General features: G+C 72.6%; 18 protein-coding genes. 13 read left to right on the forward strand and 5 right to left on the reverse strand.

The features are described 5' to 3' along the window. Positions 1-34: 34 nt before the first annotated feature. The gene (locus OHS17_RS20565; protein WP_018101161.1) at positions 35-361 is read right to left on the reverse strand and encodes a WhiB family transcriptional regulator; all 327 of its coding nucleotides are present in this window, start codon (positions 359-361) and stop codon (positions 35-37) included. A 425-nt stretch (positions 362-786) separates the two neighbouring features. Between OHS17_RS20565 and OHS17_RS20570 the strand changes: the two genes are divergently transcribed. The 4 genes from OHS17_RS20570 to OHS17_RS20585 all read left to right on the forward strand — a co-directional run bounded on the left by OHS17_RS20570 (position 787) and on the right by OHS17_RS20585 (position 5,294). After that, positions 787-1,398: a response regulator transcription factor gene (locus OHS17_RS20570; RefSeq protein WP_003948568.1), complete on the forward strand. Its 612-nt coding sequence runs from the start codon at positions 787-789 to the stop codon at positions 1,396-1,398. 425 nt (positions 1,399-1,823) lie between these two features. Further along, positions 1,824-2,399, forward strand: a complete 576-nt coding sequence (locus tag OHS17_RS20575; protein WP_018101160.1) for a sigma-70 family RNA polymerase sigma factor — start codon at positions 1,824-1,826, stop codon at positions 2,397-2,399. Positions 2,400-2,559: 160 nt separating this feature from the next. After that, complete coding sequence (guaB, locus tag OHS17_RS20580) at positions 2,560-4,062, forward strand: IMP dehydrogenase (RefSeq protein WP_330313349.1); 1,503 nt, start codon at positions 2,560-2,562, stop codon at positions 4,060-4,062. A 107-nt stretch (positions 4,063-4,169) separates the two neighbouring features. Continuing rightward, a complete protein-coding gene (locus OHS17_RS20585; RefSeq protein WP_328719853.1) occupies positions 4,170-5,294 on the forward strand; it encodes a GuaB3 family IMP dehydrogenase-related protein in 1,125 nt (374 codons plus the stop codon). Between the two features lie 65 nt (positions 5,295-5,359). Here OHS17_RS20585 and OHS17_RS20590 read toward each other — a convergent pair whose 3' ends face one another. Next, the gene (locus OHS17_RS20590; protein ID WP_330313350.1) at positions 5,360-5,893 is read right to left on the reverse strand and encodes a hypothetical protein; all 534 of its coding nucleotides are present in this window, start codon (positions 5,891-5,893) and stop codon (positions 5,360-5,362) included. Between the two features lie 122 nt (positions 5,894-6,015). Beyond that, positions 6,016-7,278, reverse strand: a complete 1,263-nt coding sequence (locus OHS17_RS20595) for a nucleotide sugar dehydrogenase (RefSeq protein ID WP_073862668.1) — start codon at positions 7,276-7,278, stop codon at positions 6,016-6,018. A gap of 246 nt (positions 7,279-7,524) precedes the next feature. Between OHS17_RS20595 and OHS17_RS20600 the strand changes: the two genes are divergently transcribed. Next, positions 7,525-9,234: a glycerol-3-phosphate dehydrogenase/oxidase gene (locus OHS17_RS20600; RefSeq protein ID WP_330313351.1), complete on the forward strand. Its 1,710-nt coding sequence runs from the start codon at positions 7,525-7,527 to the stop codon at positions 9,232-9,234. Positions 9,235-9,241: 7 nt separating this feature from the next. Here the strand turns inward: OHS17_RS20600 and OHS17_RS20605 are convergent, their stop codons facing one another. Then, positions 9,242-10,321, reverse strand: coding sequence for a serine hydrolase domain-containing protein (locus tag OHS17_RS20605; RefSeq protein ID WP_330315309.1), 1,080 nt, complete (start codon positions 10,319-10,321; stop codon positions 9,242-9,244). A 143-nt stretch (positions 10,322-10,464) separates the two neighbouring features. On the opposite strand from OHS17_RS20605, the gene OHS17_RS20610 reads away from it, so the two are divergent. From OHS17_RS20610 to OHS17_RS20635, 6 genes are all read left to right on the forward strand, one after another. Next, entirely contained in the window at positions 10,465-12,402 is a 1,938-nt protein-coding gene (locus tag OHS17_RS20610; RefSeq protein WP_330313352.1) for a serine/threonine-protein kinase, read from the forward strand. Positions 12,403-12,601: 199 nt separating this feature from the next. Next, entirely contained in the window at positions 12,602-15,484 is a 2,883-nt protein-coding gene (locus OHS17_RS20615; RefSeq protein WP_330313353.1) for a protein kinase, read from the forward strand. A 106-nt stretch (positions 15,485-15,590) separates the two neighbouring features. Next, on the forward strand, positions 15,591-17,234 hold the full coding sequence (locus OHS17_RS20620) for a serine/threonine-protein kinase (RefSeq protein WP_330313354.1): 1,644 nt from the start codon (positions 15,591-15,593) through the stop codon (positions 17,232-17,234). A 148-nt stretch (positions 17,235-17,382) separates the two neighbouring features. After that, positions 17,383-19,011: a succinic semialdehyde dehydrogenase gene (locus OHS17_RS20625; protein WP_330313355.1), complete on the forward strand. Its 1,629-nt coding sequence runs from the start codon at positions 17,383-17,385 to the stop codon at positions 19,009-19,011. A gap of 70 nt (positions 19,012-19,081) precedes the next feature. Beyond that, positions 19,082-20,920 carry a GMC family oxidoreductase gene (locus OHS17_RS20630; RefSeq protein ID WP_330313356.1) on the forward strand — a complete coding sequence of 613 codons (1,839 nt, stop codon included), beginning with the start codon at positions 19,082-19,084 and terminating at the stop codon, positions 20,918-20,920. 318 nt (positions 20,921-21,238) lie between these two features. Then, on the forward strand, positions 21,239-22,921 hold the full coding sequence (locus OHS17_RS20635) for a peptidase (RefSeq protein ID WP_330315310.1): 1,683 nt from the start codon (positions 21,239-21,241) through the stop codon (positions 22,919-22,921). A 304-nt stretch (positions 22,922-23,225) separates the two neighbouring features. Here OHS17_RS20635 and OHS17_RS20640 read toward each other — a convergent pair whose 3' ends face one another. Then, complete coding sequence (locus OHS17_RS20640) at positions 23,226-23,516, reverse strand: chorismate mutase (RefSeq protein ID WP_330313357.1); 291 nt, start codon at positions 23,514-23,516, stop codon at positions 23,226-23,228. A 336-nt stretch (positions 23,517-23,852) separates the two neighbouring features. Between OHS17_RS20640 and guaA the strand changes: the two genes are divergently transcribed. Beyond that, positions 23,853-25,439, forward strand: coding sequence for a glutamine-hydrolyzing GMP synthase (gene guaA / locus OHS17_RS20645; RefSeq protein WP_330313358.1), 1,587 nt, complete (start codon positions 23,853-23,855; stop codon positions 25,437-25,439). Between the two features lie 214 nt (positions 25,440-25,653). Next, positions 25,654-26,409 carry an SAM-dependent methyltransferase gene (locus OHS17_RS20650; RefSeq protein WP_330313359.1) on the forward strand — a complete coding sequence of 252 codons (756 nt, stop codon included), beginning with the start codon at positions 25,654-25,656 and terminating at the stop codon, positions 26,407-26,409. Positions 26,410-26,533: the final 124 nt, after the last annotated feature.

Genomic DNA, 26,533 nt, shown 5'->3' on the forward strand with positions numbered 1-26,533 from the left:
AGAAACGTTTCTCCCCCGATACGCGCAGCGACGGTCACCCGTGCCCCGGCGGAGACGCCGGCGCGGCAGCGGTGATCAACCGATTGCGCGCACGCCCCATCAACTCCTCGCGCTCGTCCTCGGTGAGCCCACCCCACACCCCGTAGGGCTCACGGACGGCCAGGGCGTGCGCCGCGCACTCCGCGCGCACGGGGCACCGCATGCAGACCTCCTTCGCGGAGGTCTCGCGCGCGCTCCGAGCCGCACCGCGTTCCCCCTCGGGATGGAAGAAGAGCGAGCTGTCGACCCCGCGGCAGGCCGCCAGCAGCTGCCAGTCCCACAGATCGGCGTTGGGTCCGGGAAGTCGGGAGAAATCGGCCATTGCTTGTCCCCTCGAAACCGTGCTGAGTCGGAAGCGTCGTGTGCGTCGTGGGTGGGTGCTTGTCGATGACCGTGTACAAGACCGTACATCTACGGTGTTAGTAGATGTAAATATGACTGATTGCGAATCTAGCCACAGACACCAGCAAAAGGGAAGAAATCCCGCTAAATGGGGCACGGGGTCACCAAAAGTTTCGGTTGACGACTGGACGACCCGTGGCGCTCTCCTCCGTGAGCGCGTACTCACGTAGAGTGCCGAACTCGGTCTTCCGACCCGTAACTCTTTCGAGTGACCATCGTTGAGAGTGCGGAGGCGGTTGGCAGAAAGAGCGATCGGGCAGATGTCCGAGAGCGTCAACCGCACAGGTGACGACTTGTAACAGCCTGGAGGCTCAAGGTGACGCGCATCAGCTGCGGAGGGCGGTCATGACTTCCGTCCTCGTCTGCGACGACTCCCCGCTTGCCCGAGAAGCGCTCCGTCGCGCGGTCGCGACCGTGCCCGGCGTCGAGCGGGTGACGACGGCCGCCAACGGCGAGGAAGTCCTCCGCCGCTGGGGTGCCGACCGTTCGGATCTGATTCTCATGGACGTACGCATGCCCGGGCTCGGGGGGGTGGAGACGGTCCGCCGGCTGCTCTCCGCCGATCCCGGCGCCCGGATCATCATGCTGACCGTCGCCGAGGACCTGGACGGCGTCGCGCTCGCGGTCGCCGCCGGTGCCCGCGGCTATCTGCACAAGGACGCCTCCCGGGCCGAGCTCCGGGCGACCGTCACCCAGGCGCTGGCCGACCCGACGTGGCGGCTCGCCCCGCGTCGGCTGCGGTCGGCCGAGATGGGTGCGGCGCCCACGCTCACGGCGCGCGAGATCCAGGTGCTGGAGGGGATGAGCCACGGCCGCTCCAACGCGGAGATCGGCCGTGAGCTGTTCCTCTCCGAGGACACGGTGAAGACGCACGCCCGGCGGCTCTTCAAGAAGCTCGGAGCCTCCGACCGCGCCCACGCGGTGGCCCTCGGCTTCCGCTGGGGTCTGGTGCGCTGACAGTCGGTCCGGGCCCCAGGCCCTGTCGTCACATTCCCGTCTGCCGGGCGACGCCATGCACGCACTCTCGCCGCACCGGCCCCAGACCCCAGTACATCCAGTACAGGGGTCTGGGGCCGGCACGCCGAGAGCACGCACCTGACGCCGCCCGGCCCGCCCTCCGGGCGGACGACGGGAATGTGACGACAGGGCCTACGGCCCGGGCAGGGGTGCGGCGCACGCCGCCGTACCCCGCCGATCCGGCGGTATGTGACGCTTCCCGGCCGATGCCGCATCCTTGAGACGTGGAGTTCCTCGGGAACGATTCGGTCGAGCGGAAGGGGAGGGCGCAGGACATGACTTCCGGCGCACCCGCTCATAACGCTTCGGTGCACAACTATGGAGGCGGTGCCGCGGACGAAGCGGGGCCGGGGCACCATGGTTCGATGCGCGACGACGGGACGACGGTGATCGGTGCCCTGGTGCACCGCGCCGTCGAGGGCGACGCGCAGGCCACGCACGACCTGCTCGCCCACGTCCACCCGCTCGCCCTGCGCTACTGCCGGTCCCGGCTGAACCGGCTGCCCGGTGACGCCCGCCACTTCGTGGAGGACCTGGCGCAGGAGGTCTGCGTCGCCGTGCTCATGGCACTGCCGCGCTACAAGGACACGGGCAGACCCTTCGAAGCCTTCGTCTTCGCCATCGCCGGTCACAAGGTCGCCGACCTCCAGCGCGCCGCGATGCGGCACCCCGGCTCGACCGCCGTGCCCTCCGACGAGATGCCGGAGCGCCCCGACGACTCGCTCGGGCCCGAGGAGCGCGCGCTGCTCAGCAGCGACGCCGCCTGGGCCAAGAAGCTCCTGGCCAACCTCCCGGAGAACCAGCGCGAACTGCTCGTGCTGCGCGTCGCCGTCGGGCTGACCGCCGAGGAGACCGGCCAGATGCTCGGCATGTCCCCGGGCGCCGTCCGGGTCGCCCAGCACCGGGCGCTGAGCCGGCTCCGGGCCCTCGCGGAACAGTGAGCCGGGCCGTGCGCCGCCGGGGGCCGGGCCCCTCGGAGACGTACGCCACAGCCGTAGAAAGCTACAGAAACCGCGGGTGATCTTGCTCGTGGAATGAGACGCCCCCCGAGGCCGTTAGCATGGACATCCGCACCGATCAAGGCCATTTGGGGAAGGTGTCATGACTGCATACGTCGACGGAGTGCCCGAGAAATTCGCGACGCTCGGGCTGACATACGACGACGTGCTGCTGCTGCCGGGCGCATCCGAAGTGCTGCCCAACGCGGTCGACACCTCGACGCTCATCTCGCGCAACGTCCGCGTCAACATCCCGCTGCTGTCCGCCGCCATGGACAAGGTCACCGAGGCTCGCATGGCCATCGCGATGGCCCGTCAGGGCGGCGTCGGCGTGCTGCACCGCAACCTGTCGGTCGAGGACCAGGTCAACCAGGTCGACCTGGTCAAGCGGTCCGAGTCCGGCATGGTCACCGACCCGATCACGGTCGGCCCGGACGCCACGCTTTCCGAGGCGGACGCGCTCTGCGCCAAGTTCCGCATCAGCGGTGTCCCGGTCACCGACCAGGCGGGCAAGCTGCTCGGCATCGTCACCAACCGCGACATGGCCTTCGAGTCGGACCGCTCGCGCCAGGTGCGCGAGGTCATGACGCCGATGCCGCTCGTCACGGGCAAGGTCGGCATCTCCGGCGTGGACGCCATGGAGCTGCTGCGCCGGCACAAGATCGAGAAGCTGCCGCTGGTGGACGAGGCGGGCCTCCTCAAGGGCCTCATCACGGTCAAGGACTTCAAGAAGGCCGAGCAGTACCCGAACGCGGCCAAGGACGCCGAGGGCCGGCTGCTCGTCGGTGCCGCCGTGGGCGCCAGCCCCGAGGCGCTGGACCGCGCCCAGGCGCTGGCCGAGGCGGGCGTCGACTTCCTCATCGTGGACACCTCGCACGGCCACAACAGCAACGCGCTGAACTGGATGGCCAAGATCAAGTCGGCCGTGAACGTCGACGTGATCGGCGGCAACGTGGCCACCCGCGACGGCGCCCAGGCCCTGATCGACGCCGGTGTGGACGGCGTCAAGGTCGGCGTCGGCCCCGGCTCCATCTGTACGACCCGCGTCGTCGCCGGCATCGGCGTCCCGCAGGTCACCGCGATCTACGAGGCCGCGCTGGCCGCCCGCGCGGCGGGCGTCCCGGTCATCGGCGACGGCGGCCTGCAGTACTCGGGCGACATCGGCAAGGCGCTCGCCGCCGGTGCCGACAGCGTGATGCTGGGCTCGCTCCTCGCGGGCTGCGAGGAGTCCCCGGGCGAGCTGATGTTCATCAACGGCAAGCAGTTCAAGTCGTACCGCGGCATGGGCTCGCTGGGCGCGATGCAGTCCCGCGGCCAGGGCCGCTCCTACTCCAAGGACCGGTACTTCCAGGCCGAGGTGGCCTCGGACGACAAGCTCGTCCCCGAGGGCATCGAGGGCCAGGTGCCCTACCGCGGCCCCCTCGCCAACGTGCTGCACCAGCTCGTCGGCGGCCTCCGCCAGACCATGGGCTACGTGGGCGCCGCGACCGTGGACGAGATGGAGAGCAAGGGCCGCTTCGTGCGGATCACCTCGGCGGGCCTCAAGGAGAGCCACCCGCACGACATCCAGATGACGGTCGAAGCACCGAACTACAGCAAGAAGTAACGCGAGACGCGTGCGAGAGGGGCGGTCCCGGGGTTCCCCGGACCGCCCCTCCGGCGCGTGTCGGGGATACTGGACAGCGCAGACGCAGAGGGAAAGGCCACATCATCGTGACTGAGATCGAGATCGGGCGCGGCAAGCGCGGCCGCCGGGCATACGCATTCGACGACATCGCCGTCGTCCCGAGCCGCCGGACCCGCGACCCGAAGGAGGTCTCGATCGCCTGGCAGATCGACGCCTACCGCTTCGAGCTGCCGTTCCTGGCCGCCCCCATGGACTCCGTGGTGTCCCCGCAGCACGCCATCCGCATCGGCGAGCTCGGCGGCCTCGGCGTCCTCAACCTGGAAGGGCTGTGGACGCGGCACGAGGACCCGCAGCCGCTCCTCGACGAGATCGCCGAGATGCCCGTCGAGAGCGCGACCCGCCGCCTCCAGGAGATCTACTCCGCGCCGATCCAGGAGGAGCTGATCGGGCAGCGCATCAAGGAGGTGCGCGACTCCGGCGTCGTCACCGCCGCCGCGCTCTCCCCGCAGCGCACCGCGCAGTTCTCCAAGGCCGTGGTCGACGCGGGCGTGGACATCTTCGTCATCCGGGGCACCACGGTCTCCGCCGAGCACGTCTCGGGCGCGGCCGAGCCGCTGAACCTGAAGCAGTTCATCTACGAGCTGGACGTCCCGGTGATCGTCGGCGGCTGTGCCACGTACACCGCCGCCCTGCACCTGATGCGGACCGGCGCGGCCGGTGTCCTCGTCGGCTTCGGCGGCGGCGCCGCGCACACCACGCGCAACGTGTTCGGCATCCAGGTCCCGATGGCGACCGCGGTCGCCGACGTGGCCGGTGCCCGCCGCGACTACATGGACGAGTCCGGCGGCCGTTACGTGCACGTCATCGCGGACGGCGGCGTCGGCTGGTCCGGCGATCTGCCGAAGGCCATCGCCTGCGGTGCGGACGCCGTGATGATGGGGTCCCCGCTGGCCCGCGCGACGGACGCGCCCGGCCGCGGCCGGCACTGGGGCATGGAGGCCGTCCACGAGGACGTGCCGCGCGGCAAGCTGGTGGACCTGGGCTCGGTCGGGACGACCGAGGAGGTCCTGACCGGCCCCTCGCACACCCCGGACGGCTCGATGAACATCTTCGGCGCCCTGCGCCGCGCGATGGCCACCACGGGCTACAGCGACCTCAAGGAGTTCCAGCGCGTCGAGGTGACGGTCGCGGACTCCCAGCACCGCCGCTGAGTTTCCCGTACGCACGCCGGAGGGCCCGGACCGCAAGCGCGGTCCGGGCCCTCCGGGGTTTCGCGTTACGCGCCCTTACGGGCACCGCCGACCGCGCCGAGCGCGCCGAGGGCCAGGAAGAGGTAGTCCTTGAAGCCGGCCCCCTCGCTGTACGCGTCCGTGAGGTCGCTGAAGTGGTCGAAGAAGATGCTGGTCGCCGACTCGTGCGCGAGGTCGGAGAGGGCGATCGACACGCCCACGAGCTGACCGATGTACACGGCGCCGATGGAGATCAGGGCGCTGACGACGGTCACGGCGGGGTTGGCGCCGCCGAGCTTGCTCGCCGCGAAGCCGACGAGGAAGCCGACGCCGACCGCGATGTAGCCGATCTGGTGATCGGACTTGCCGAGGATGAAGCCGTAGATGAGCGCGCCGACGACGGCCGCCACCACGCCCGCGACGAGACCGAGCGCGATGTTCTTGCGGGCCGGGGGCGCCGGGGTGAAGGGCGCGGGGCCGCCGCCGAACGGGGCGCCGGGCTGCTGCTGGCCGCCGGCGAACGGGTTGCCGCCCTGGGGCGGGCCGTAGGGCTGGTTCGGCGGTGGTACGGGCTGGCTCATGCTGGGTTCTCCCCCTGGGGACGTCTACGCACTGCTGTGCGAGGAGTGACGCCGCAGGCTAGCAGCCGGTTCCGACATCGGCCCACCGGAATCCTTGGGGGGACTGGGCTGAGGGCCCGTCATCACAGCCGGTGGGCGGCTCCGGCGGGGGTCGCGCCACGGGTGTCCAGGAGGAGCTGCGCCTTCACGGCGAGGCCCTGGAGGTCGTACGTACGGTGCTGCTGGAGCAGCACCGTGAGGTCCGCGCCCGCCGCCGCCTCGTACAGCGAATCCGCGCGGGGGACCGGGAGTTGGCGGACGCGCCAGTCCAGGACGTGCGGGTCGTGGAAGCCGATCTGGGCGCCCATGTCCATCAGCCGGGTGGCGATCTCGCGGGCGGGCGATGCCTCCTGGTCGGCGAGGTCGGGCTTGTAGGTGACGCCCAGCAGAAGAATTCTCGCGCCGCGCACCGCTTTCCCGTGCTCGTTGAGGAGGGTGGCGCAGCGCTGGATCACGTACTGCGGCATCCGCTCGTTGATCTCCTGCGCCAGCGAGACCATCCGCAGCGGGGGGCCGGGGGTGCGGTGGTGGTACGGGAGATGGCCCGGGTCGACCGGGGCGCCGTGGCCGCCGACGCCGGGGCCGGGGCGGAAGGGCTGGAAGCCGAAGGGCTTGGTCTCGGCGCACCGGATGACGTCCCAGAGGTCGACGCCCAGATCGTGGCAGAGCACCGCCATCTCGTTGACCAGCGCGATGTTGACGTACCGGAAGTTGGTCTCCAGGACCTTCGTCATCTCGGCCTCGCGGGTGCCCCGGGCCCGGACCACCTTGTCGGTGAGGCGGCCGTAGAAGGCGGCGGCGGACTCGGTGCAGGCGGGGGTGAGGCCGCCGATGACCTTGGGGGTGTTGGCGTAGACGTGGCTGCGGTTGCCCGGGTCGAGCCGGCTGGGGGAGTGCGCGAGGTGGAAGTCGCGCCCGCCGCGCAGGCCCGAGCCCTCCTCCAGGATCGGGAGCAGGAAGCCCTCCGTGGTGCCGGGGGGCACGGAGGATTCCAGGAGCACGGTGGTGTGCGGGCGCAGCCGGGCGGCCAGGGCGCGGGCCGCGTCGGCGACGGCGCTCAGGTCGAGGGTGCGGTCGGGGCCGAGCGGGGTCGGCGCGCAGATCACGGCGGTGCGGACCCGGCCCAGTTCGGCCTGGTCGGTGGTGGGCCGGAAGCCCAGCGAGAGCATGCGGCGGATGTCGGAGGCCGGCAGTGATCCCTCGACCGGGGCACGGCCCGCGGCGACCTCCGCGAAGGCCCGGGGGTCGGTGTCGTAGCCGATTGTCTGGATGCCGGCGTGGACGGCGGCCTGGGCCAGGGGCAGGCCGAGGTGACCGAGTCCGATGACGGCGAGGTCTGCAGGCACGGGGTGGGCCGTCCTTCCCATAAGACCAGGAGGCAGAAAGCGCAACCGCTGTGGACAGCGCTATGTCAGGTTAGGCGTAAATATGACCGATATCTCGCATTGTGGAGCCCTTGTCGTCCGGGTGTTGTCCACAGGCGGTGGCTGAAGTCGCGCAGCGCGGACAGAATCGATCTGTGGGCACGGGCACCGAACGCATGGTCGGGGCCGCGAACCGTGCCGGACACCCCGAGCAACCGGGAGGCAGCGGTGAGGACAGCGACACTGGGACCCGCGGAGCGCGCCGAGGCGCTCGCCGCCATGGCCGAGCGCGAACTGGACGTGCTGGTCGTGGGAGCGGGCGTGGTCGGCGCCGGGACGGCGCTGGACGCGGTCACCAGAGGGCTCTCGACCGGTCTGGTCGAGGCGCGCGACTGGGCGTCCGGCACGTCGAGCAGGTCGAGCAAGCTGATCCACGGCGGCCTGCGCTATCTGGAAATGCTCGACTTCGCCCTGGTCAGGGAGGCGCTGAAGGAGCGCGGGCTGCTCCTCGAACGGCTCGCCCCGCACCTGGTGAAGCCGGTGCCCTTCCTCTACCCCTTGCAGCACAAGGGCTGGGAGCGGCTGTACGCCGGTTCCGGCGTCGCGCTGTACGACGCGATGTCGGTCTCCTCCGGGCACGGCCGGGGCCTGCCCATGCACCGCCACCTCTCCCGCCGCCGGGCCCTGCGCGTCGCCCCGGCCCTGAAGCGGGACGCCCTGGTGGGGGCCCTGCAGTACTACGACGCCCAGATGGACGACGCCCGCTATGTCGCCACCCTGGTGCGCACCGCCTCCGCGTACGGCGCGCAGGTGGCGAACCGGGCGCGGGTCACCGGCTTCCTCCGGGAGGGCGAACGCGTCGTCGGCGCCCGCGTGGAGGACGTCGAGGCGGGCGGCGCGTACGAGGTCAGGGCCAAACAGGTGGTCAACGCGACCGGGGTGTGGACGGACGACACCCAGTCGCTGATCGGCGAGCGCGGCCAGTTCCACGTCCGGGCCTCCAAGGGCATCCACCTGGTCGTCCCCAAGGACCGCATCCACTCCTCGACCGGCCTGATCCTGCGCACCGAGAAGTCCGTGCTCTTCGTCATCCCCTGGGGCCGGCACTGGATCGTCGGCACCACGGACACCGACTGGGACCTGGACAAGGCGCACCCGGCCGCCTCCAGCGCCGACATCGACTACCTCCTTGAACATGTGAACGCGGTCCTGTCGACGCCCCTGACCAGGGACGACGTCGAGGGCGTGTACGCGGGCCTGCGGCCCCTGCTGGCCGGGGAGTCGGACGCCACCAGCAAGCTGTCGCGCGAGCACACGGTCGCCCACCCGGTGCCGGGCCTCGTCGTCGTCGCGGGCGGCAAGTACACGACGTACCGGGTGATGGCGAAGGACGCCGTGGACGAGGCGGTGCACGCCCTCGACCAGCGGGTCGCGGACTGCGTCACCGAGGACGTCCCGCTGCTGGGCGCCGAGGGCTACCGCGCCCTGTGGAACGCGCGGGCCAGGATCGCCGCTCGCACCGGCCTCCACGTCGCCCGGGTGGAGCATCTGCTCAACCGGTACGGCTCGATGACCGAGGAGCTCCTTGAGCTGATCGTCGCCGACCCCGCGCTGGGCGAACCGCTGCCCGCCGCCGACGACTATCTGAAGGCCGAGATCGTGTACGCCGCCTCGCACGAGGGCGCGCGTCACCTGGACGACGTACTGACCCGGCGCACCCGGATCTCCATCGAGACCTTCGACCGGGGCACCCGCTCCGCCCGGCTCTGCGCCGAGCTGATGGCCCCGGTCCTCGGCTGGGACGCCGAACGGGTCGACCGGGAGACCGAGCACTACGAGAAGCGGGTCGAGGCGGAACGCGAGTCGCAACGCCAGCCGGACGACCTGACGGCGGACGCGGCGAGGCTGGGGGCACCGGACATCGTGCCGCTGCTGTGACCTCGCCTCAGCCCTGGCCCGGTTCCGGGCAGAACTCCGCCTCCAAGAGGCCCGGTTCCAGGGTGTCCGCCCCGGCCAGGGCTTCCGTGTCGATGCGGTAGGTCAGCGTGTGGCGGCCGTCGCGGGTGGTGGCGGTGCGGACGTAACTGCCCGCGATGCGGCCGTTGTGGCCCCAGACAGTGACCCCGCAGGACAGCCGCTCCGGGTAGACGCCGAGGCCGTAGACCCCGTCCGTGGCGGAGGTGTTGAGCAGCGCGGCGAGCTGAGCCGGTCTCAGCAGCCGCCCGTCCAGCAGGGCCGCGTAGAAGCGGTTGAGGTCGGGGAGCGTCGAGATCAGCTCGCCCGCGGCACCGGCCGGACGCGGGTCCAGCTGGGTGACGTCGGTGAGGCCGCCGCCCGACGCCGGGCGGGAGTAGGCCCGGCCGTGCGGGGCGGGAAGGGTGGTGCGGCCGCCGGGGAGGGAGGTGCCGGTGAGGTGGAGGGTGGCGATGATCCGGCGGCGGATCTCCGTCGCGTAGGAGTGGCCGGTGACGCTGCGGACGACGAGGCCGAGGAGGGCGTAATCGGTGTTGGAGTACGCGTAGGTGCCCGGGGCGGCCGCGGGGCGGTGGGCGGTCGCGGTGCGGACGGCCGCCGCGGCGGAGAGGGGGAGCGCGCCGGCGTCGTCGGTGTAGTCGTACAGGCCGCTGGTGTGGCCGAGCAGGGCGCGCAGGGTGATGCGGCGCCCGTCGTTGCCGTGACCCCGGATCAGCCCGGGGAGGTGGCGCTCGACCGGGTCCGAGAGCCGGAGCCGCTGCTCGGCCGCGAGCTGGAGGACGACGACCGCGACGAACGACTTGGTGACGCTGCCTGCCCGGAAGCGGTCCGCGTAACGGATGCCGGGCCCCGTCGAACGGTAGGTGTCCCGGGGCGAGCGGGCCGGATCGTGCGCCAGCAGGGCCGCGTCGGGGGCGCCCCCGGGGCCGGTGAACCGGGGGAGGTAGGCGGCGGCGGGGGAGAGGTGTGATTCGCTGGACACGCGCGCCGTTCCGAGGCCGCACAGCGCAAGCACCACCAGGGTGACGAGCACGGCCCTGACCACCGGCATGACGGTATGTCCCTTCATCGGGCCCCATCATGACCGAGCCGGAAACCACGCCGGAAGCGGCATCAGGACCCGGCACCGGGACCGGTCCCGGGGTGAGGGACAATGAACGCTCTGCCAGGGCGGGTTGATCGCAGAGGGGACGCATGTCGGAGGCGGAGCAGGCACGGGAGCCCCAAGGGGACACGGACGGACGTCTCCTGGCGGGGCGGTACCGGCTGGGGGAGGTGCTCGGCCGGGGCGGTATGGGCACGGTCTGGCGTGCCGTTGACGAGACCCTGGGCCGCACGGTCGCGGTCAAGGAACTGCGCTTCCCGTCGGCCATCGACGAGGACGAGAAGCGCCGCCTCATCACGCGTACGCTGCGCGAGGCCAAGGCGATCGCGCGCATCCGCAACAACGGCGCGGTCACGGTCTACGACGTCGTGGACGAGGACGACCGGCCGTGGATCGTCATGGAGCTCATCGAGGGCAAGTCGCTGGCCGAGGCGGTCCGTGAGGACGGGGTCCTGCCGCCGAAGCGGGCCGCCGAGATCGGCCTCGCCCTCCTCGACGTGCTGCGCTCCGCGCACCGAGAGGGCATCCTGCACCGCGACGTGAAGCCGTCCAACGTGCTGATCGCCGAGGACGGCCGGGTCGTGCTGACCGACTTCGGGATCGCCCAGGTCGAGGGCGACCCCTCGGTCACCTCCACCGGCATGCTCGTCGGCGCCCCCTCCTACATCTCGCCGGAGCGGGCGCGCGGCCACAAGCCGGGACCGCCCGCCGACCTCTGGTCGCTCGGCGGCCTGCTGTACGCGAGCGTCGAGGGCTCCCCGCCGTACGACAAGGGCTCCGCCATCGCGACCCTGACCGCCGTCATGACCGAGCCGCTGGACCCGCCGAAGAACGCGGGCCCGCTGGAGGAGGTCATCTACGGGCTGCTCACCCGGGACCCCGAACAGCGGCTGGACGACGCCGGGGCGCGCGCCCTGCTCAACGACGTCATCGCCTCCTTCGAGCAGCCGGAGCGCCCCGCCCCGCCCCCCGCCGACGCCACCCAGGTCATGGCGCTGCCCAAGGGCGTCGCCGACGCCAAGCCCGCATCCGGCGACGCGGGCGAGGGCACCCGGGACCGGCTGCGCGGCGCGCTGCGCTCCGTGCGCAACGCCCGGACCACGCCCGCCGCCGGTGCGGCCGCCGTCACCGCACCGCCCGTCCCGGCCCGGCCGACCTCCGCGCCCGGCGCCGCGTCCCCCTCCGGGGCCGTGCCGCCGCAGCGCCCGGCCTCCTCGCCGGTCACCGCGCCCCGGGCGTCCCTCACGGACGTGGTCCCGCGCCGCACCCTCGCGATCATCGCGGCGGTCATCGTGCTCGCGGTTCTCGGCACCGTGCTGGCGCTCACGCTCGGCGGCGGCGACGACCAGCCCGACGACTCCGGTAAGAAGAGCACCGGCGCCTCCGCCCCCGCCGGGGCCCCGAGCGCCGACGCCCCGTCCGGCTCGTCCGACGCCCCTCAGGGCGACAGCGGCAAGGAGCAGGACGCCGGGCAGGGCGAGGACAAGGACAAGGGCAAGGGCCAGGACGACGACGCGGCCGGTCAGCAGGGCGAGGACGGGAAGAAGGACGGCAAGACCGAGGACGCCGTGCCCGCGGGCTACCACACGGTGACCAACAAGCGGTTCCACTTCTCGATCGCGATGCCCAAGGACTTCCGCTTCGACACCGACTCCGGCCAGGGCGCCGGTGCGATCTACAACGAGGACGGCGGCTTTCCCCGCCTCCAGGTCGACTACACCTCCTCGCCCGGCAACGACGCCGCCGCCTCCTGGAACTCCGCCCGGGGCGGGGTCGCCGCCACCAGCACCAACTACCACCACCTGGGCATCAAGAAGGTGGAGTACAACGGCTATCCGACCGTCGCCGACTGGCAGTTCGAGCGTACGCAGCAGGGGCAGCGGGTCCGGGTGCTCAACCGGGGCTTCAAGGCCGACGGCGACCACGGCTACGCGATCATGATCAGCTGCAAGGCCGACGAGTGGGACGGCAAGGAGTGCCGGGAGCTGCGGAAGGCGGCGTTCGCGACGTTCAAGCCGGTCGACTGAGCCGGTAGGTGGCGGGATTCGGCGCGGCGGCGCGGCTGGTTGGGCCGACCTGCCGCGTGGCCGCCGCATGCCACGTATGGTGAGAGTCCGGAGACCGTACGCAGCCGGAACACGCAGTCAATTGCACCGCAAGCGACTGTGATTGACCGATTCGGCGCGGTCTCCGTGACCGGGGGACAGCGCGCTCTGGGGAGGCGTCGTGGACGACTACGCGGGTCGGGTGCTCGCCGACCGCTACCGCCTTCCGCTGCCCCCGTCCGACGCGTACGAACTCGTGGAGACACGGGCCTTCGACACCTACAGCGGGCAGGAGGTCCTGGTCCGTCAGGTGCCGCTGCCCGAGATCGTGGACGCGGAGTTCGTGGAGGGCGACGGCCGGACCTCCGCCGCGCCGCGCACCGCCCGGCGGCCCGCCGACCCGGCCGTGCGGCGGGCCATCGAGGCCGCCCAGGCGGCGGCCCAGGTGCCCGACCACCCGCGCCTCGACCAGGTCTTCGACGTGTTCGCGGAGGCGGGCTCGCTCTGGATAGTGAGCGAACTCGTGGCGTCCCGCCCGCTCGCCGCGCTGCTCGCGGAGCGCCCGCTCAATCCCTACCGGGCCGCCGAGATCGGCTCCGACGTGCTGACCGCGCTGCGTGTGCTGCACGCGCACGGCTGGACCCACCGCAACATCACTGTGCGCACGGTGCTCGTCTGCGACGACGGACGCGTCGTCCTCACCGGCCTCGCCGCCGGGGCCGCCGAGGAGGCGCTGTGCGGCTACAGCCCGGTGCCGAACCCCGACGACGAGGAGCCGGACGAGGAGGGCTTCGGCGGACCCGCCGTCGAGACCGGGCCCACCGGCCCGTACGTGCCGCCCACCGGCATGCTGCCCGCCTCCCGGGGCCCGGCGGCGATAGAGCCCGGCCGCCCGTACGACTCCGGGGAGGGCTACGGGGAGGACTACGCGGAGGCCCCCGCCGAGGATCCGGCTGACGGCCCCGCCGAAGGCCACGCGCCCCGGCCGGTGCCGCCCGCCGGGCTGCCCGTGCCCGCCGCCGGGGCGGACAGCGCGGCGCGCGCCCGGGCCGGTGCGATCGCCGCGTACCGCGCGGGCACCCGCGCCGCCGCCCGCAGGGAGGCACCGCCGGACCGGGACGAGTGGGCGCGGGACACCGCGCCGTCGGGCCCCGGTGCGCCGGGCCGCCCCCGGGACGACGAGGCCGGGCCCTGGAGCGCCCTGCCGCCGGCCCGGGACGAGGCGTACGACGACGATGACGCGTACGGCGACGACGCGTACGGCGACGACGCGTACGGGGACGCCCCCGACCAGCCGCGTCCCGGTACCCCGCCGCGCCCCCGCCCCGAGCTGCCGCAGCTGCCCGGGGGCTGGGTGCGGGGCCCGGACGCGACGGGGCCGTACGACGCCCAGCCCTACGACGACGAGGACGACGAGGACGAGGACGACGGCCCGCCGCCCCGCCGCCTCCACCTCACCGGCACCTGGGACGACGGCCCGGCCGCCGGGCGCCCCGTGCCCGCGGGCGGCTCCCGCGAGGACGCGCTCCGCGCCGACGCCGCCCGCCGCTCCACGCACCCGGGCGCCCGCGCCGAACTGCCCCCGCCGGACCGGGACGCGGAGCGGCGGGGCCGCGGGCCGTACGCCCCCGAGGCGCGAGGCCGCGACCCCTACGACGCGTACGGCCCCGACGCCCCGGGCTCCGACGCCCCCTCCGGCCGCTGGGACGACGAGGACCCCGAGGAGACCGGCGCGGCCGGGTACCGCGGCCCCGCGACCGCGCTCGCCGCCGAGCGGGCGCGGCAGGCGCGCATCGCCGTGGTCGGCGCGGTCACCGAGCGGTGGGCGCCCGAGCAGGCCGGACCGGTGCACGGCAACTGGCAGCTGGCGCCGCCCATCGGGCCCGCCACCGACCTGTGGGCGCTCGGCGCGCTGCTCTTCCGCGCCGTCCAGGGGCACGCGCCCTACCCCGAGGACAGCGCGGCCGAGCTGGTCCAGATGGTGTGCGGCGAACCGCCCGCGTTCGCCGAGGAGTGCGGGCCGCTGCGCCCGGTCGTGGAGTCGCTGCTGCGGCAGGACCCCACCGAACGGCCCGACGTGGAGGAGCTGAGCGGCTGGCTGCGCTCCCTCGTACGGTCGGCGCCGGAGCCGGAGGCCGGGTTCGACGTCGTGCCGCTGCCCGCCGAGGACGCCACCCGGCTCCCCGTCGTCCGCAGGCGCGGCGAGCTCGTCCGCAAGCGGCGCTCCCGGCGCGGCGGAGGAACGCACGCCCGCGGCCGCCATCCCCGCGAGGCCGTGGACCGCACCGCCGTCACCCACCACGAGCCACGCCTGAAGCCTCCCCGTGAGCCCCGCGCGCTGCGGGATGGCGACCAGCCGCGCCGCCTCGGCCGGACGCTGCTCGTCCTCATCATGCTCGCGCTCGTCGCGGCCATCGTGTACGCGGTGATGTTCATGCCCAAGTCCGGTGCGGAGGACGACAAGGGGGCCGGCGCCGCTCCCTCGCGTACCGCGTCCGCACCACCCGCCGCGACGACGCCCGCACCCACGACGGGTGCGTCGGACAAGCCGTCCGCGCCCGCCTCCTCCGGGGCGCAGAAGCCGCAGACCAGCCGGTCCGCCGCCGCGCTCGCGCCCGGGTACACCCTGCGCAAGGACGCCGAGGGCTTCGAGGTCGGGCTGCCCAAGGGCTGGCAGCGCAGCCCCGCCAACGCGGAGCGTCAGATCCACTACGGCAGCGACGGGTTCAGCGTGCTCATCGTCCCCGGCCGCGACACCGCCAAGGCCAACGGCAGCGACCCGCTCGACTACCAGCGGGACAGGGAGCCGGAGCTGAAGCCGTTCCGGGACTCCAGCTGGTCGTCGGCGAGCGGCCTGCGGCGTACGGACGTCGGCCGACAGGCCATGGCCGAGGGTCAGTTCACCTGGCAGGACAGCAACGGCCGCGAGGTGTACGTCCGCAACCTCGTCATGCTCGTCGGCGGGCGGTACCACATCCTCCAGGTCATCGGCCCCGAGGACGAGCGCGACCGGATCACCGAGATCTACCAACAGGCCAGTCTTTCCTACCGCGTGACGGGCTGAAGCGCGGGATTCGCATCACAGTGCGGTCTCGTGGGCGATGCGAGGTTCCGTGGCCGCGCGTCCCCTCCGTAACCTGTCATCCGAGGCAACGGGGGCGGGGACACAGGTGGATCGTTCACAGGGCACGGAAGCGGGGCTGTTGCTGGCCGGGAGGTACCGGCTGGGCGACGTCCTCGGACGCGGCGGCATGGGCAAGGTGTGGCGCGCCCACGACGAGGTGCTGCACCGCACGGTCGCCGTCAAGGAGTTGACCGCCGGTCTCTACGTGGCCGAGTCGGACCGGATCGTGCTGCACCAGCGCACGCAGAAGGAGGCCCGCGCGGCCGCCCGGATCACCCACCCCGGCGTCGTCACCGTCCATGACGTGGTCGAGTACGACAACCGGCCGTGGATCGTCATGCAGTACGTGGACGGGCCGTCGCTCGCCGACCGGGCGAAGGAGTCCGGCGGCGAGATCGAGGCCCGCGAGGCCGCCCGCATAGGGCTGCACGTGCTGGGCGCGCTGCGCGCCGCGCACGGGGCCGGGGTGCTGCACCGGGACGTGAAGCCGGGCAACGTGCTGCTCGCCCGGGACGGCCGGGTCCTGCTCACCGACTTCGGGATCGCCGCGATCGAGGGCGACTCCACCATCACCAGGACCGGTGAACTCGTCGGCTCCATCGACTATCTGGCGCCCGAGCGGGTACGCGGCGGCGACCCCGGCCCCGCCTCCGACCTCTGGTCCCTGGGCGCCACGCTGTACACGGCGGTCGAGGGGCGCTCGCCGTTCCGCCGGACGTCCCCCATATCGACCATGCAGGCCGTCGTCACCGAGGAACCGCCGCCGCCCGCCCGGGCCGGGGCGCTCGCCCCCGTCATCACCGCGCTGCTGCGCAAGGAGCCGGCGGACCGCCCGTCGGCCGCCGAGACCGAGCGGATGCTCCTGGAGGCCATGGAGGGCCGCGCGCCGAGGAGCGCCCAGGCGTTCGTCCCGACGCAGCAGGTCTCCGAGGAGATGCTGCGCGGGGGCACCGCGGTGCTGCCCCACCCCGGCCCCGTCGTGCAGCCCGCCCCGGTCCCGGCCCCCGCCCCGGCCCCCCGACGCAGCCGGTGGCGTACGAGGATCCTGGTCATCGCCCTGGCCGCGGTGATCGGCGGCGGCGCGGGGATCGCCGCGATGCTGTACGCGCACCGCACGGACGCGGCCGGCACCACGGACGGCGGCACGAGCGCGCACGGCACCCGCACCCCGGGGCCGGACACGTCGAAGACGAAGCCGACGCCCACGCCGAGCCCCTCGGACACCGTGACGCAGGACGTGCCGGACGGCTGGCGGCGCGTGGTGGACCCGTCCGGGTTCAGCGTGCTGCTGCCGGAGGGCTGGGAGCGCAAGGTCACCGACAACAACATCGACTACACCCCCGACGACGGCGTGCACTACCTCCGGGTCAGCACCGACCCGTCCCCCGACTTCGACCACCCGTACGACCACATGATCGGGCTGGAGAAAGGGCTGAGCGTCCGGCTGCCGGAGTATCACCGGATCGAGCTGAACAGCAACGTCTATCGCGACTACACCGGTTCCATCTGGGAGTTCACCTGGACCGAGAAGAACGGCGAGGCGAGGCACGCGATCGACCAGATGTACTTCGAGAAGGACGGCGGCCCGGAGTACGCGCTCTACATGACGGGCCCGGCGGACGACTGGGACGAGACTCGCGACCGCTTCAACGCGATCCTCCGCAGCTGGCGCCCCCCGGCCGAGCAGTAGCCCGCCGGGCCATAGCCCCTGATCAGGGCTTATGCCGCCAGTGATCACTGGCTGAGTCGACGGGGCTGTGGCGGGACTCCGGGAGAGACGGTGAAAAGGTGTTACCCACGGGTACCCAAAGCCTTCCCGCCGACGTACTCTCGCCCTCATGACGGACTCGCAGGCCCCCACGTCCCCCGCCGCCGCCACGGTCGGCACCAACCCCGTGGCCGCCGCCCCCGCGGGCGTGCGCACGGCCGCCGATGTCGTGACGCCCGAGGTCGTCGCCCGGCTGACGCGCGGCGTCACCGGCTCCGGCCGCACCGCCAACCACACGCCGTTCACCGGCGAGAAGCTGGCCGACCTGCCGGAGTCCACCCCCGAGGACGTGGCCACCGCCTTCGCGCACGCCCGCGCCGCCCAGCCCGCCTGGGCCGCCCTGCCGGTCCGCACCAGGGCCGCGGTGCTCCTGCGCTTCCACGACCTGCTCATGGACCGTCAGTCCGAGATCCTCGACCTCGTCCAGCTGGAGACCGGCAAGGCCCGCCTCCACGCCCACGAGGAGGTCCAGGCGGTCGCCGTCGCCGCCCGGCACTACGGCCGCAGGGCGGCCGCGTATCTGAAGCCGAAGCGGCACACCGGGGTCGTGCCGACGCTCACCAAGGTCACCGAGCTCCGTCAGCCGCGCGGTGTCGTCGGCCAGATCGCCCCCTGGAACTACCCGCTGGAGCTGTCCGTCGGCGACGCGCTGCCCGCCTTCGTCTCCGGCAACGCCGTGGTGATGAAGCCCGACACCGAGACCGCGCTCACCGCCCTGTGGGCCCGCGACCTGCTGATCGAGGCGGGGCTCCCGGCCGAGGTCTTCCAGGTCGTCCTGGGGGACGGACCGGTCGTCGGCCCGGAGGTCGTCAAGCACGCCGACTACGTCTCGTTCACCGGCTCCACCCGCACCGGCCGCGAGGTCGCCCAGGGCGCGGCGGCCCGGCTCGTCGGCGTCTCGCTGGAGCTCGGCGGCAAGAACGCCATGCTGGTTCTGGCCGACGCCGACGTGGAGAAGGCCGCCGCCGGCGCCGTTCGCGCCTGCTTCTCCTCGGCCGGCCAGCTCTGCATCTCCATCGAGCGGCTGTACGTCCACGAGTCGGTCGCCGACGACTTCGTGGAGCGGTTCGCCGCCCGGACCAAGGCGATGCGGCTCGGCAGCTCCCTCGCGTACGGCGCCGACATGGGCTCGCTGGTCGGCGAACGGCAGCTGGAGACCGTCAGCCTGCACGTCGCCGAGGCCGTCGAGAAGGGCGCCAAGCTGGTCGCCGGCGGGGTCGCCCGCCCGGACATCGGCCCGCTCTTCTACGAGCCGACGATCCTGGACGGCGTCGAGGCGCCCATGGCCGTCTGCACCGAGGAGACCTTCGGCCCGGTCGTCTCGATCTACCGCTTCCGTGACGAGGACGAGGTCGTGGAACTGGCCAACGCCACCCCGTACGGCCTGAACTCCAGTGTCTGGACCAAGGACTCCAGGCGCGGCCACCGCGTCGCCGCCCGGCTGCGCACCGGAACCGTCAACATCAATGAGGGGTACGCCCCCGCGTACGGCAGCGTGCAGTCCCCGATGGGCGGCATGAAGGACTCCGGTCTCGGCCGGCGCCACGGCTCCGAGGGCATCCTCAAGTACACCGAGGCACAGACCGTCGCCCAGCAGCGGCTGATCCCGCTCGCCCCGTCCTTCGGGATGGACGACGAGAAGTACGCCGCGTTCATGACCCGCAGCCTGAAGGCGATGAAGGCGTTCCGCCTGCGCTGAGCCCCACGAGGGCCGGTGAACCCCCGCACCACTTCTGTCCTTTTCGTTCCTTTTCGTATCGAGGAGTGCCATGTCCCAGGACAGCCCTGCCCAGAATCAGGACCGGCCGGCCGGTGCGGCCGACGACGATGCCGCGTACGACTACGACGTGATCGTCGTCGGGTCCGGCTTCGGCGGTGCGGTCTCGGCGCTGCGGCTGACCGAGAAGGGGTACCGGGTCGGCGTCCTGGAGGCCGGGCGCCGCTTCACCCCGGGCACCCTGCCGAAGAACTCCTGGGACCTGAAGAACTACCTCTGGGCGCCCGCCCTGGGCCTCTTCGGCATCCAGCGCGTGCACCTGCTCGGCAAGGTGATGGTGCTGGCCGGTGCCGGGGTGGGCGGCGGCTCGCTGAACTACGCCAACACGCTGTACGTGCCGCCCGCGCCGTTCTTCGAGGACCGGCAGTGGGCGCACATCACGGACTGGCAGGACGAGCTGAAGCCGTACTACGACCAGGCCAAGCGGATGCTCGGGGTCCGGCTCAACCCCACGACGACCCCCTCCGACGTCCACCTCAAGGCGACCGCCGAGGCCATGGGCGTCGGCGACACCTTCCACCTCGCCCCGGTCGGCGTCTTCTTCGGCGATGGGGAGGACGCGGACGGCACCGCGCGCGCGAAGCCCGGCGGGACGGTCGCGGACCCGTACTTCGGCGGGGCGGGTCCGGCGCGCAAGGCGTGCACGGAGTGCGGCGAGTGCATGACCGGCTGCCGGCACGGCGCGAAGAACACCCTCAACGAGAACTACCTCCACCTCGCCGAGAAGGCCGGAGCGGTCATCCACCCCATGACCTCCGTCGTCGGCGTCACCGAGCACCCCGACGGCGGCTACCGCGTCGCCACCGTGCCCACCGACCGCCGCCGTAAGGCGAAGCCCACGGCCCTGCGCGCCCGCGAGGTGGTCGTGGCGGCGGGCACGTACGGCACCCAGACCCTGCTCCACACGATGAAGGACAAGGGGCTGCTGCCCCGGCTCTCCGCGAGGCTCGGCGAGCTGACCCGTACCAACTCCGAGGGGCTGGTCGGCGCCCAGACCTCCGACCGGCGCTACCGCAAGAAGCACGGGACGAAGCCCGACTTCACCAAGGGCGTCGCCATCACCTCGTCCATCCACCCGGACGCCAACACCCACATCGAGCCCGTCCGCTACGGCAAGGGCTCCAACGCCATGGGCGGCATGACCATCGTCCAGGTCCCCTACAGCGCCCACCGGGTCCGCGCCTGGCTCGCCAACCTGGTCAAGCACCCCACGATCGCCGCCCGCTCGCTCTCCAACCGGCGCTGGTCGGAGCGCGTCATCATCGGGCTCGTCATGCAGTCGCTCGACAACTCCCTCACCGCCTACCGCAAGCCGAGCGGCATCGGCAAGGGCCTGCTCACCGCCCGCCAGGGCCACGGTGCGCCCAACCCCACGCAGATCGCCGAGGCGACGCAGAGCGCGACCCTGCTCGCCGAGGAGATCAACGGCTTCCCCGGGTCCAACATCGGCGAGCTGATGGGCACACCGCTCACCGCCCACTTCCTCGGCGGCTGCCCGATCGGCGCCACCGCGGACGAGGGCGTCATCGACCCGTACCACCGGCTCTTCGGGCACCCGGGCATCTCGGTGGTCGACGGCTCCGCGGTCTCCGCGAACCTCGGCGTCAACCCGTCGCTGACGATCACCGCCCAGGCGGAGCGCGCGATGTCGTTCTGGCCGAACAAGGGCGAGCCGGACCGGCGCCCGGCGCAGGGTGAGGCGTACGAGCGGCTGGCGGCGGTGGAGCCGCAGGCGCCGGCGGTCCCGAAGGAGGCGTTCGGCGCGCTCAGGCTGCCGTTCCTGGGGATGCCGGCGGTGCCGCCGAAGGAGAAGGCGCCGGACACGGCCTGAGGGCCCGGGAACAGCAGAAGGGGCTGCACCCCCCTCCCAGTGCAGCCCCTCACGCTGTAACCGGTCCATCGTTCAACAAACGACAACCGGTGTTCCGCATGCATGACCTGCCGGGCCCCCGGATGGTTGTCCTCGTACTGATGAAATCCTTATGTGAGGTGGATCACTCCGCTTCTCGTGCCCGATCCGTGATCTGATTTCGGGCAACTTTTCCCGGTCGCCCCCGGTCGTACCCCCTGTCGCCGCCCCAGCGATCACACAGCTCCCGACGACCCCGAAGGCCCCGAGATGAGAAGCACGATTCCGTTCCGCCGTGCGATGGGCGTCCTGGCCTCGGCCGGTCTGCTGGCCGCCGGAACGCTCACGGCGGCCGGTCCCGCGCAGGCTGCCGACCCCGAGTTCGCGATCGGCGGACCCGCCGAGACCGCCCTGCACCCGTATCCGGCCACGGGCTCCCCGCAGGAGACCAGCCTCGACATCACGGTGACCAACCCGTCCGAGGACGAGGAGAACGGGGACTTCGCGCAGGAGTACACCGTCCGCTTCGACTTCGGGAAGCTGGCGGGCGTCGCGGACGTGTCCTTCGACAAGGAGGGCAGCCCGGACTGCGAGCGGACCGGGACCACCGCCGTCTGCCACGACTACGGGATCCGGCCCGGCCTGAGCACCCTCGCGGAACTCCGGGTCAGCGCCGCCGAGGGCAGCGAGGACGGCGACTCCGGCAGCATCGAGGTCACCGCCGAGGCGGAGGGCGCCACCTTCCGCCCGTTCACCGCGCACGTGTCGATCGGCGGGCCCGACCTGTCGATGAAGCCGCTGCCACTGAAGACGGAGCTCGAGCCCGGCGACAGCCAGCCGGTCCCGGTCACCTTCACCAACAACGGCACCCGCGCCGCCCAGGGCGTCCTGCTCACCCTGCGCAACACGCGCGGCCTGGAATTCACCGAGCGCTACCAGAACTGCGAGTACAGCGAGGAGGACCTGGGCATGGGCCCCGGCACCTGGTCCACCGCGCTCTGCAGCTTCCCCGGCAGCTTCGAGCCCGGCGCCACGTACACGCTGGAAGTGCCGCCCACCCTGCGGGCCACCGAGCGCGCCTTCTACGACACCTTCCTCTACCGGATCAACGAGGACGGCACCGACGCCCGTACGGCGCTGCGCTCCGGCGCCCGCTTCAGCCCCGGCAAGGGCGCGAAGCTGGCCCTGCGCGAGGCCCCCGCCGTCCGCTCGGCCGACCTGGACCCGTCGGACAACCAGCAGGAGACCGACTTCCGGACCAGCAACACCGCCGACTTCGCGGCCTACGGCGACCGGGCCGCGGGCAAGCCGGGAGACACCGTCGACGTGACCCTGGGCTTCCGTAACAAGGGCCCCGCCTGGGTCGGGTACATCCGCTCCGGCGAGCCCGTCGCCACCGTCGACTTCACCGTGCCGCCCGGCAGCCACGTCGTCTCCAAGCCGGACATCTGCCGGGGCGTGACCGCGGCCGGTGAGTACCGCGAGAACCAGGAGAAGGCCCCGCGCTACTTCTGCTCCACGCCCATGTCCGTCCTGGAGGACGCCGACTTCGCCCTGCCCTTCCGGCTGAAGCTCGACTCGGCCGACCCGGGCAGCAGGGGCGCGGTCGTCGTCCGCAACACCCACCTCCAGGCGCCCCCGCTGCCCTTCGACCCGAAGCCCGCCAACAACGCGGCATGGGTGGAGCTCAACGGCGAGGACCCGGGCGCCACGACGGGCGGCTCCGGCAACGGCGGCTCGACGGCCACGGGCGGCTCGTCCTCGTCGGGCACGAGCGGCACGACCGGCTCCGGCTCGTCCGGCACCACCGGTACGAGTGGCGCCAGCGGCACGACCGGCTCCGGCACCACGGGCTCCGGCTCCGGCGGCGGCGCGCTCGCCTCCACCGGCACCGTCGCGCTCGCCGCGTCCGGCGCGGCCGTGGTCGCGCTGCTCGCGGGCGGCGTCCTGTTCACGGTGTCCAGGCGGCGCGCGACGCGCTGACCCCCGTACACGGAGAAACGGCCGGCCCCGGGCGTCCCCGGAGCCGGCCGTTTCCCGGGAGCGACCTGGCGGTCCCTCCGAGTGACCGGGCTGCTGTCCCCTGCCGACCGGTCACGCACGCCGGTGCGTGGTCCCACGGCGTACACGCGGTACGCCACACACCCCGGCGGAGCCACGTGTGGTTCCCCTGAAGATCCGTACCTGGCCGGCACGGACACCGGGACCAACGAAGCCGCGCCGGACCCGGTCACGCGCCGTACGGGTGAGACTCCGCCCGAACTGGGATACGGCGGGGGAGCGCCGTTCAGACCCGGCCCCGGCACAGCTCCAGGAGCGTCATCGCCAGCGAGGTGCCCGGCTTGCCCAGCGCCTCGCGGTAGCGGACCAGGATCTCCGTCTCGCGGGACAGGTTGACCCGGCGGCCGCCCGAGGTCATGCGGGCCTCCTGGATCACCGACGAGACCGCCATCCGCTCCTGGACGAGCCCGATGATCCGGTCGTCCAGGGAGTCGATACGGGTGCGGGCGTCGCCGATCAGGGACGCGGCCTCGTCGGTGCGGGCGCCGGTGATGTCGGTGCCGGTGGTGCTGCTCATGGCGGTCTCCCGGTGAGATGCGGCACCCCGGGGCCGGACGGGCCCGGAACGCAGAACGCCCCGGGCCTGTCGGCCCGGGGCGCCTGGAACGTTGCTTGTCAGTTGCTCAAGCAGCACGACCATGGCAGCCGGCGGGCCGGATGCCATAGGTAAAGACGAAGGTCGTGTGCTGACGCATGCGGACAGTATGGCCCCCGCGCCCCCGGCCGCCCACACCCGGCCCGGATCGTGAGACGGCGCACACCCCGGGGCGGCGGCCCCGGACCGGGCCGGGCCACTTCCGGCCGCCGGTAGAATTGGGAGGACCGACCCCTCTCCACCGCCGGAAGGCCGCCCGTGCCAGCAGCACCCCCCGCCGCCCCCGACACGACCACCGACGTGGTCCTGGTTGTCGACTTCGGCGCGCAGTACGCCCAGCTCATCGCCCGCCGCGTCCGTGAGGCCCGGGTCTACAGCGAGATCGTGCCGTCGACGATGCCGGTGGCCGAGATGCTGGCCAAGAACCCCCGCGCGATCATCCTCTCCGGCGGCCCCTCCTCCGTCTACGCCGAGGGCGCGCCCTCGCTCGACCGCGCGCTCTTCGAGGCCGGGGTCCCCGTCTTCGGCATGTGCTACGGCTTCCAGCTGATGGCGACCACGCTCGGCGGCACCGTGGACGACAACGGCGCCCGCGAGTACGGCCGCACCCCGCTGACCGTCTCCAAGTCCGGCTCCACCCTCTTCGAGGGCACCCCGGACGAGCAGTCGGTGTGGATGTCGCACGGCGACGCCTGCTCCGCCGCCCCCGAGGGCTTCACCGTCACCGCGTCCACGGACGTCGTCCCGGTCGCCGCCTTCGAGAACGACGAGAAGAAGCTCTACGGCGTTCAGTACCACCCCGAGGTCATGCACTCCACGCACGGCCAGCAGGTCCTGGAGCACTTCCTGTACCGGGGCGCGGGCATCGAGCCCACCTGGACCACGGGCAACGTGATCGAGGAGCAGGTCGCCGCGATCCGCGCCCAGGTCGGCGACAAGCGCGCCATCTGCGGCCTGTCCGGCGGCGTGGACTCCGCCGTCGCCGCCGCCCTCGTCCAGAAGGCCATCGGCTCCCAGCTCACCTGCGTGTACGTCGACCACGGCCTGATGCGCCAGGGCGAGACCGAGCAGGTCGAGAAGGACTTCGTCGCCGCGACCGGCGCCAAGCTCAAGGTGGTCGACGCCGAGAAGCGCTTCCTGGACGCGCTGGCCGGAGTCTCCGACCCGGAGCAGAAGCGGAAGATCATCGGCCGCGAGTTCATCCGCGTCTTCGAGCAGGCCCAGCTGGAGATCCTCCAGGAGGACGGCCCCGAGGTCGCCTTCCTCGTCCAGGGCACGCTCTACCCGGACGTCGTGGAGTCCGGCGGCGGCACCGGCACCGCCAACATCAAGTCCCACCACAACGTGGGCGGCCTCCCCGAGGACATCGAGTTCGAGCTCGTCGAGCCGCTGCGCCAGCTGTTCAAGGACGAGGTCCGGATGGTCGGCCAGCAGCTCGGCCTGCCCGACGAGATCGTCCAGCGCCAGCCCTTCCCCGGCCCCGGCCTCGGCATCCGCATTGTCGGCGAGGTCACCAAGGACCGCCTCGACCTGCTCCGCGAGGCCGACGCCATCGCCCGCGAGGAGCTGACCGCGGCCGGCCTGGACCGCGACATCTGGCAGTGCCCGGTGGTCCTGCTCGCGGACGTCCGCAGCGTCGGCGTCCAGGGCGACGGCCGCACCTACGGCCACCCGATCGTGCTGCGGCCGGTCTCCTCCGAGGACGCCATGACCGCCGACTGGTCCCGGCTCCCGTACGAGACCCTGGCGAAGATCTCCACCCGCATCACGAACGAGGTCGCCGACGTCAACCGCGTGGTGCTCGACGTGACGAGCAAGCCGCCGGGGACGATCGAGTGGGAGTGACCCTCCCCGCATGCCCCTGACGATGCCGCCACCCGGTGAACCGGGCGGCGGCATCGCCATTCAGCCCCTCCGGCGTTTGAGGAGCTGGGTCCGGGGCGGAGCCCCGGTTTCGGGAAGGGGCGGGTAGGGGACAAGGCCCGCCGCAGGCGCCCCCACCCCCGGCCCCCCGAAAACGCATGGCGGACGCCCAGCCGCCATGCCAGGCTCCGCCCCCATGTCCACCGAAAAGATCCGCACCCTGATGTCCGCCGCCCACAACGACCACCTCACCTGGAACACCCCCCTCTCCACCGCGCACGCCACCCAACTGATCACCGCCTGCGCCCCCACCCCCCACGCCCGCATCGCGGACCTGGGCAGCGGCTGGGGCGAGCTCCTGATGCGTCTCGTGGAGTCCGCCCCCGGCAGCACCGGCGACGCCGTGGAGACCGACCCGGAGGCCATCGCCCGAGGCCGCGCACTCGCGGCAGAACGCGGCCTCGCGGAACGCGTACGGTTCCACGAGGCCCCCGCCGCCGAGTGGCCCGAGCGGGGATACGACCTCGCCGTGTCCATCGGCGCCTCGCACGCCTGGCCCGGCGGCACCCCCGAGGCCCTGGCCGCGCTGCGGGCGACCGTACGGCCCGGCGGCCGGGTCCTGTTCGGCGAGGGCTTCTGGGAACGGGAGCCGGACGACGCCGCGCTCGCCGGGCTCGGCGCCGAACGCGAGGACTTCGGCTCGCTGCTCGACCTGATCCGCCAGGCCGAGGCGGCAGGCCTGCGGGCACTCCAGGTGACCGCTGCCGACCAGCGGGAATGGGACCTCTTCGAGTCGCACGCCAACATCGGCCGGGGCGAGCGCTGGGCCCTGGCCCACCCCGAACACCCCCTGCGCGACGGGGTCGTCGCCGCCGTGGACGAGCGGCGCACCGGCTACTACGGCGGCTACCGGGGCACGTTCGGCCTCGCCTACCTCGTGCTCAGCGCCTGAGCGGGTATCGAACACGCTGACGAAGCCACCCCTCCGGTGCGCCCCGATGCGGCACCCCTCCACCCCGTACGGCACAATTCGCAGCGTTCACAGACGAGTTGACCCGCCGACGGCGGCAACAGGG

This window comes from Streptomyces sp. NBC_00523, assembly GCF_036346615.1.
Classification (GTDB): domain Bacteria; phylum Actinomycetota; class Actinomycetes; order Streptomycetales; family Streptomycetaceae; genus Streptomyces.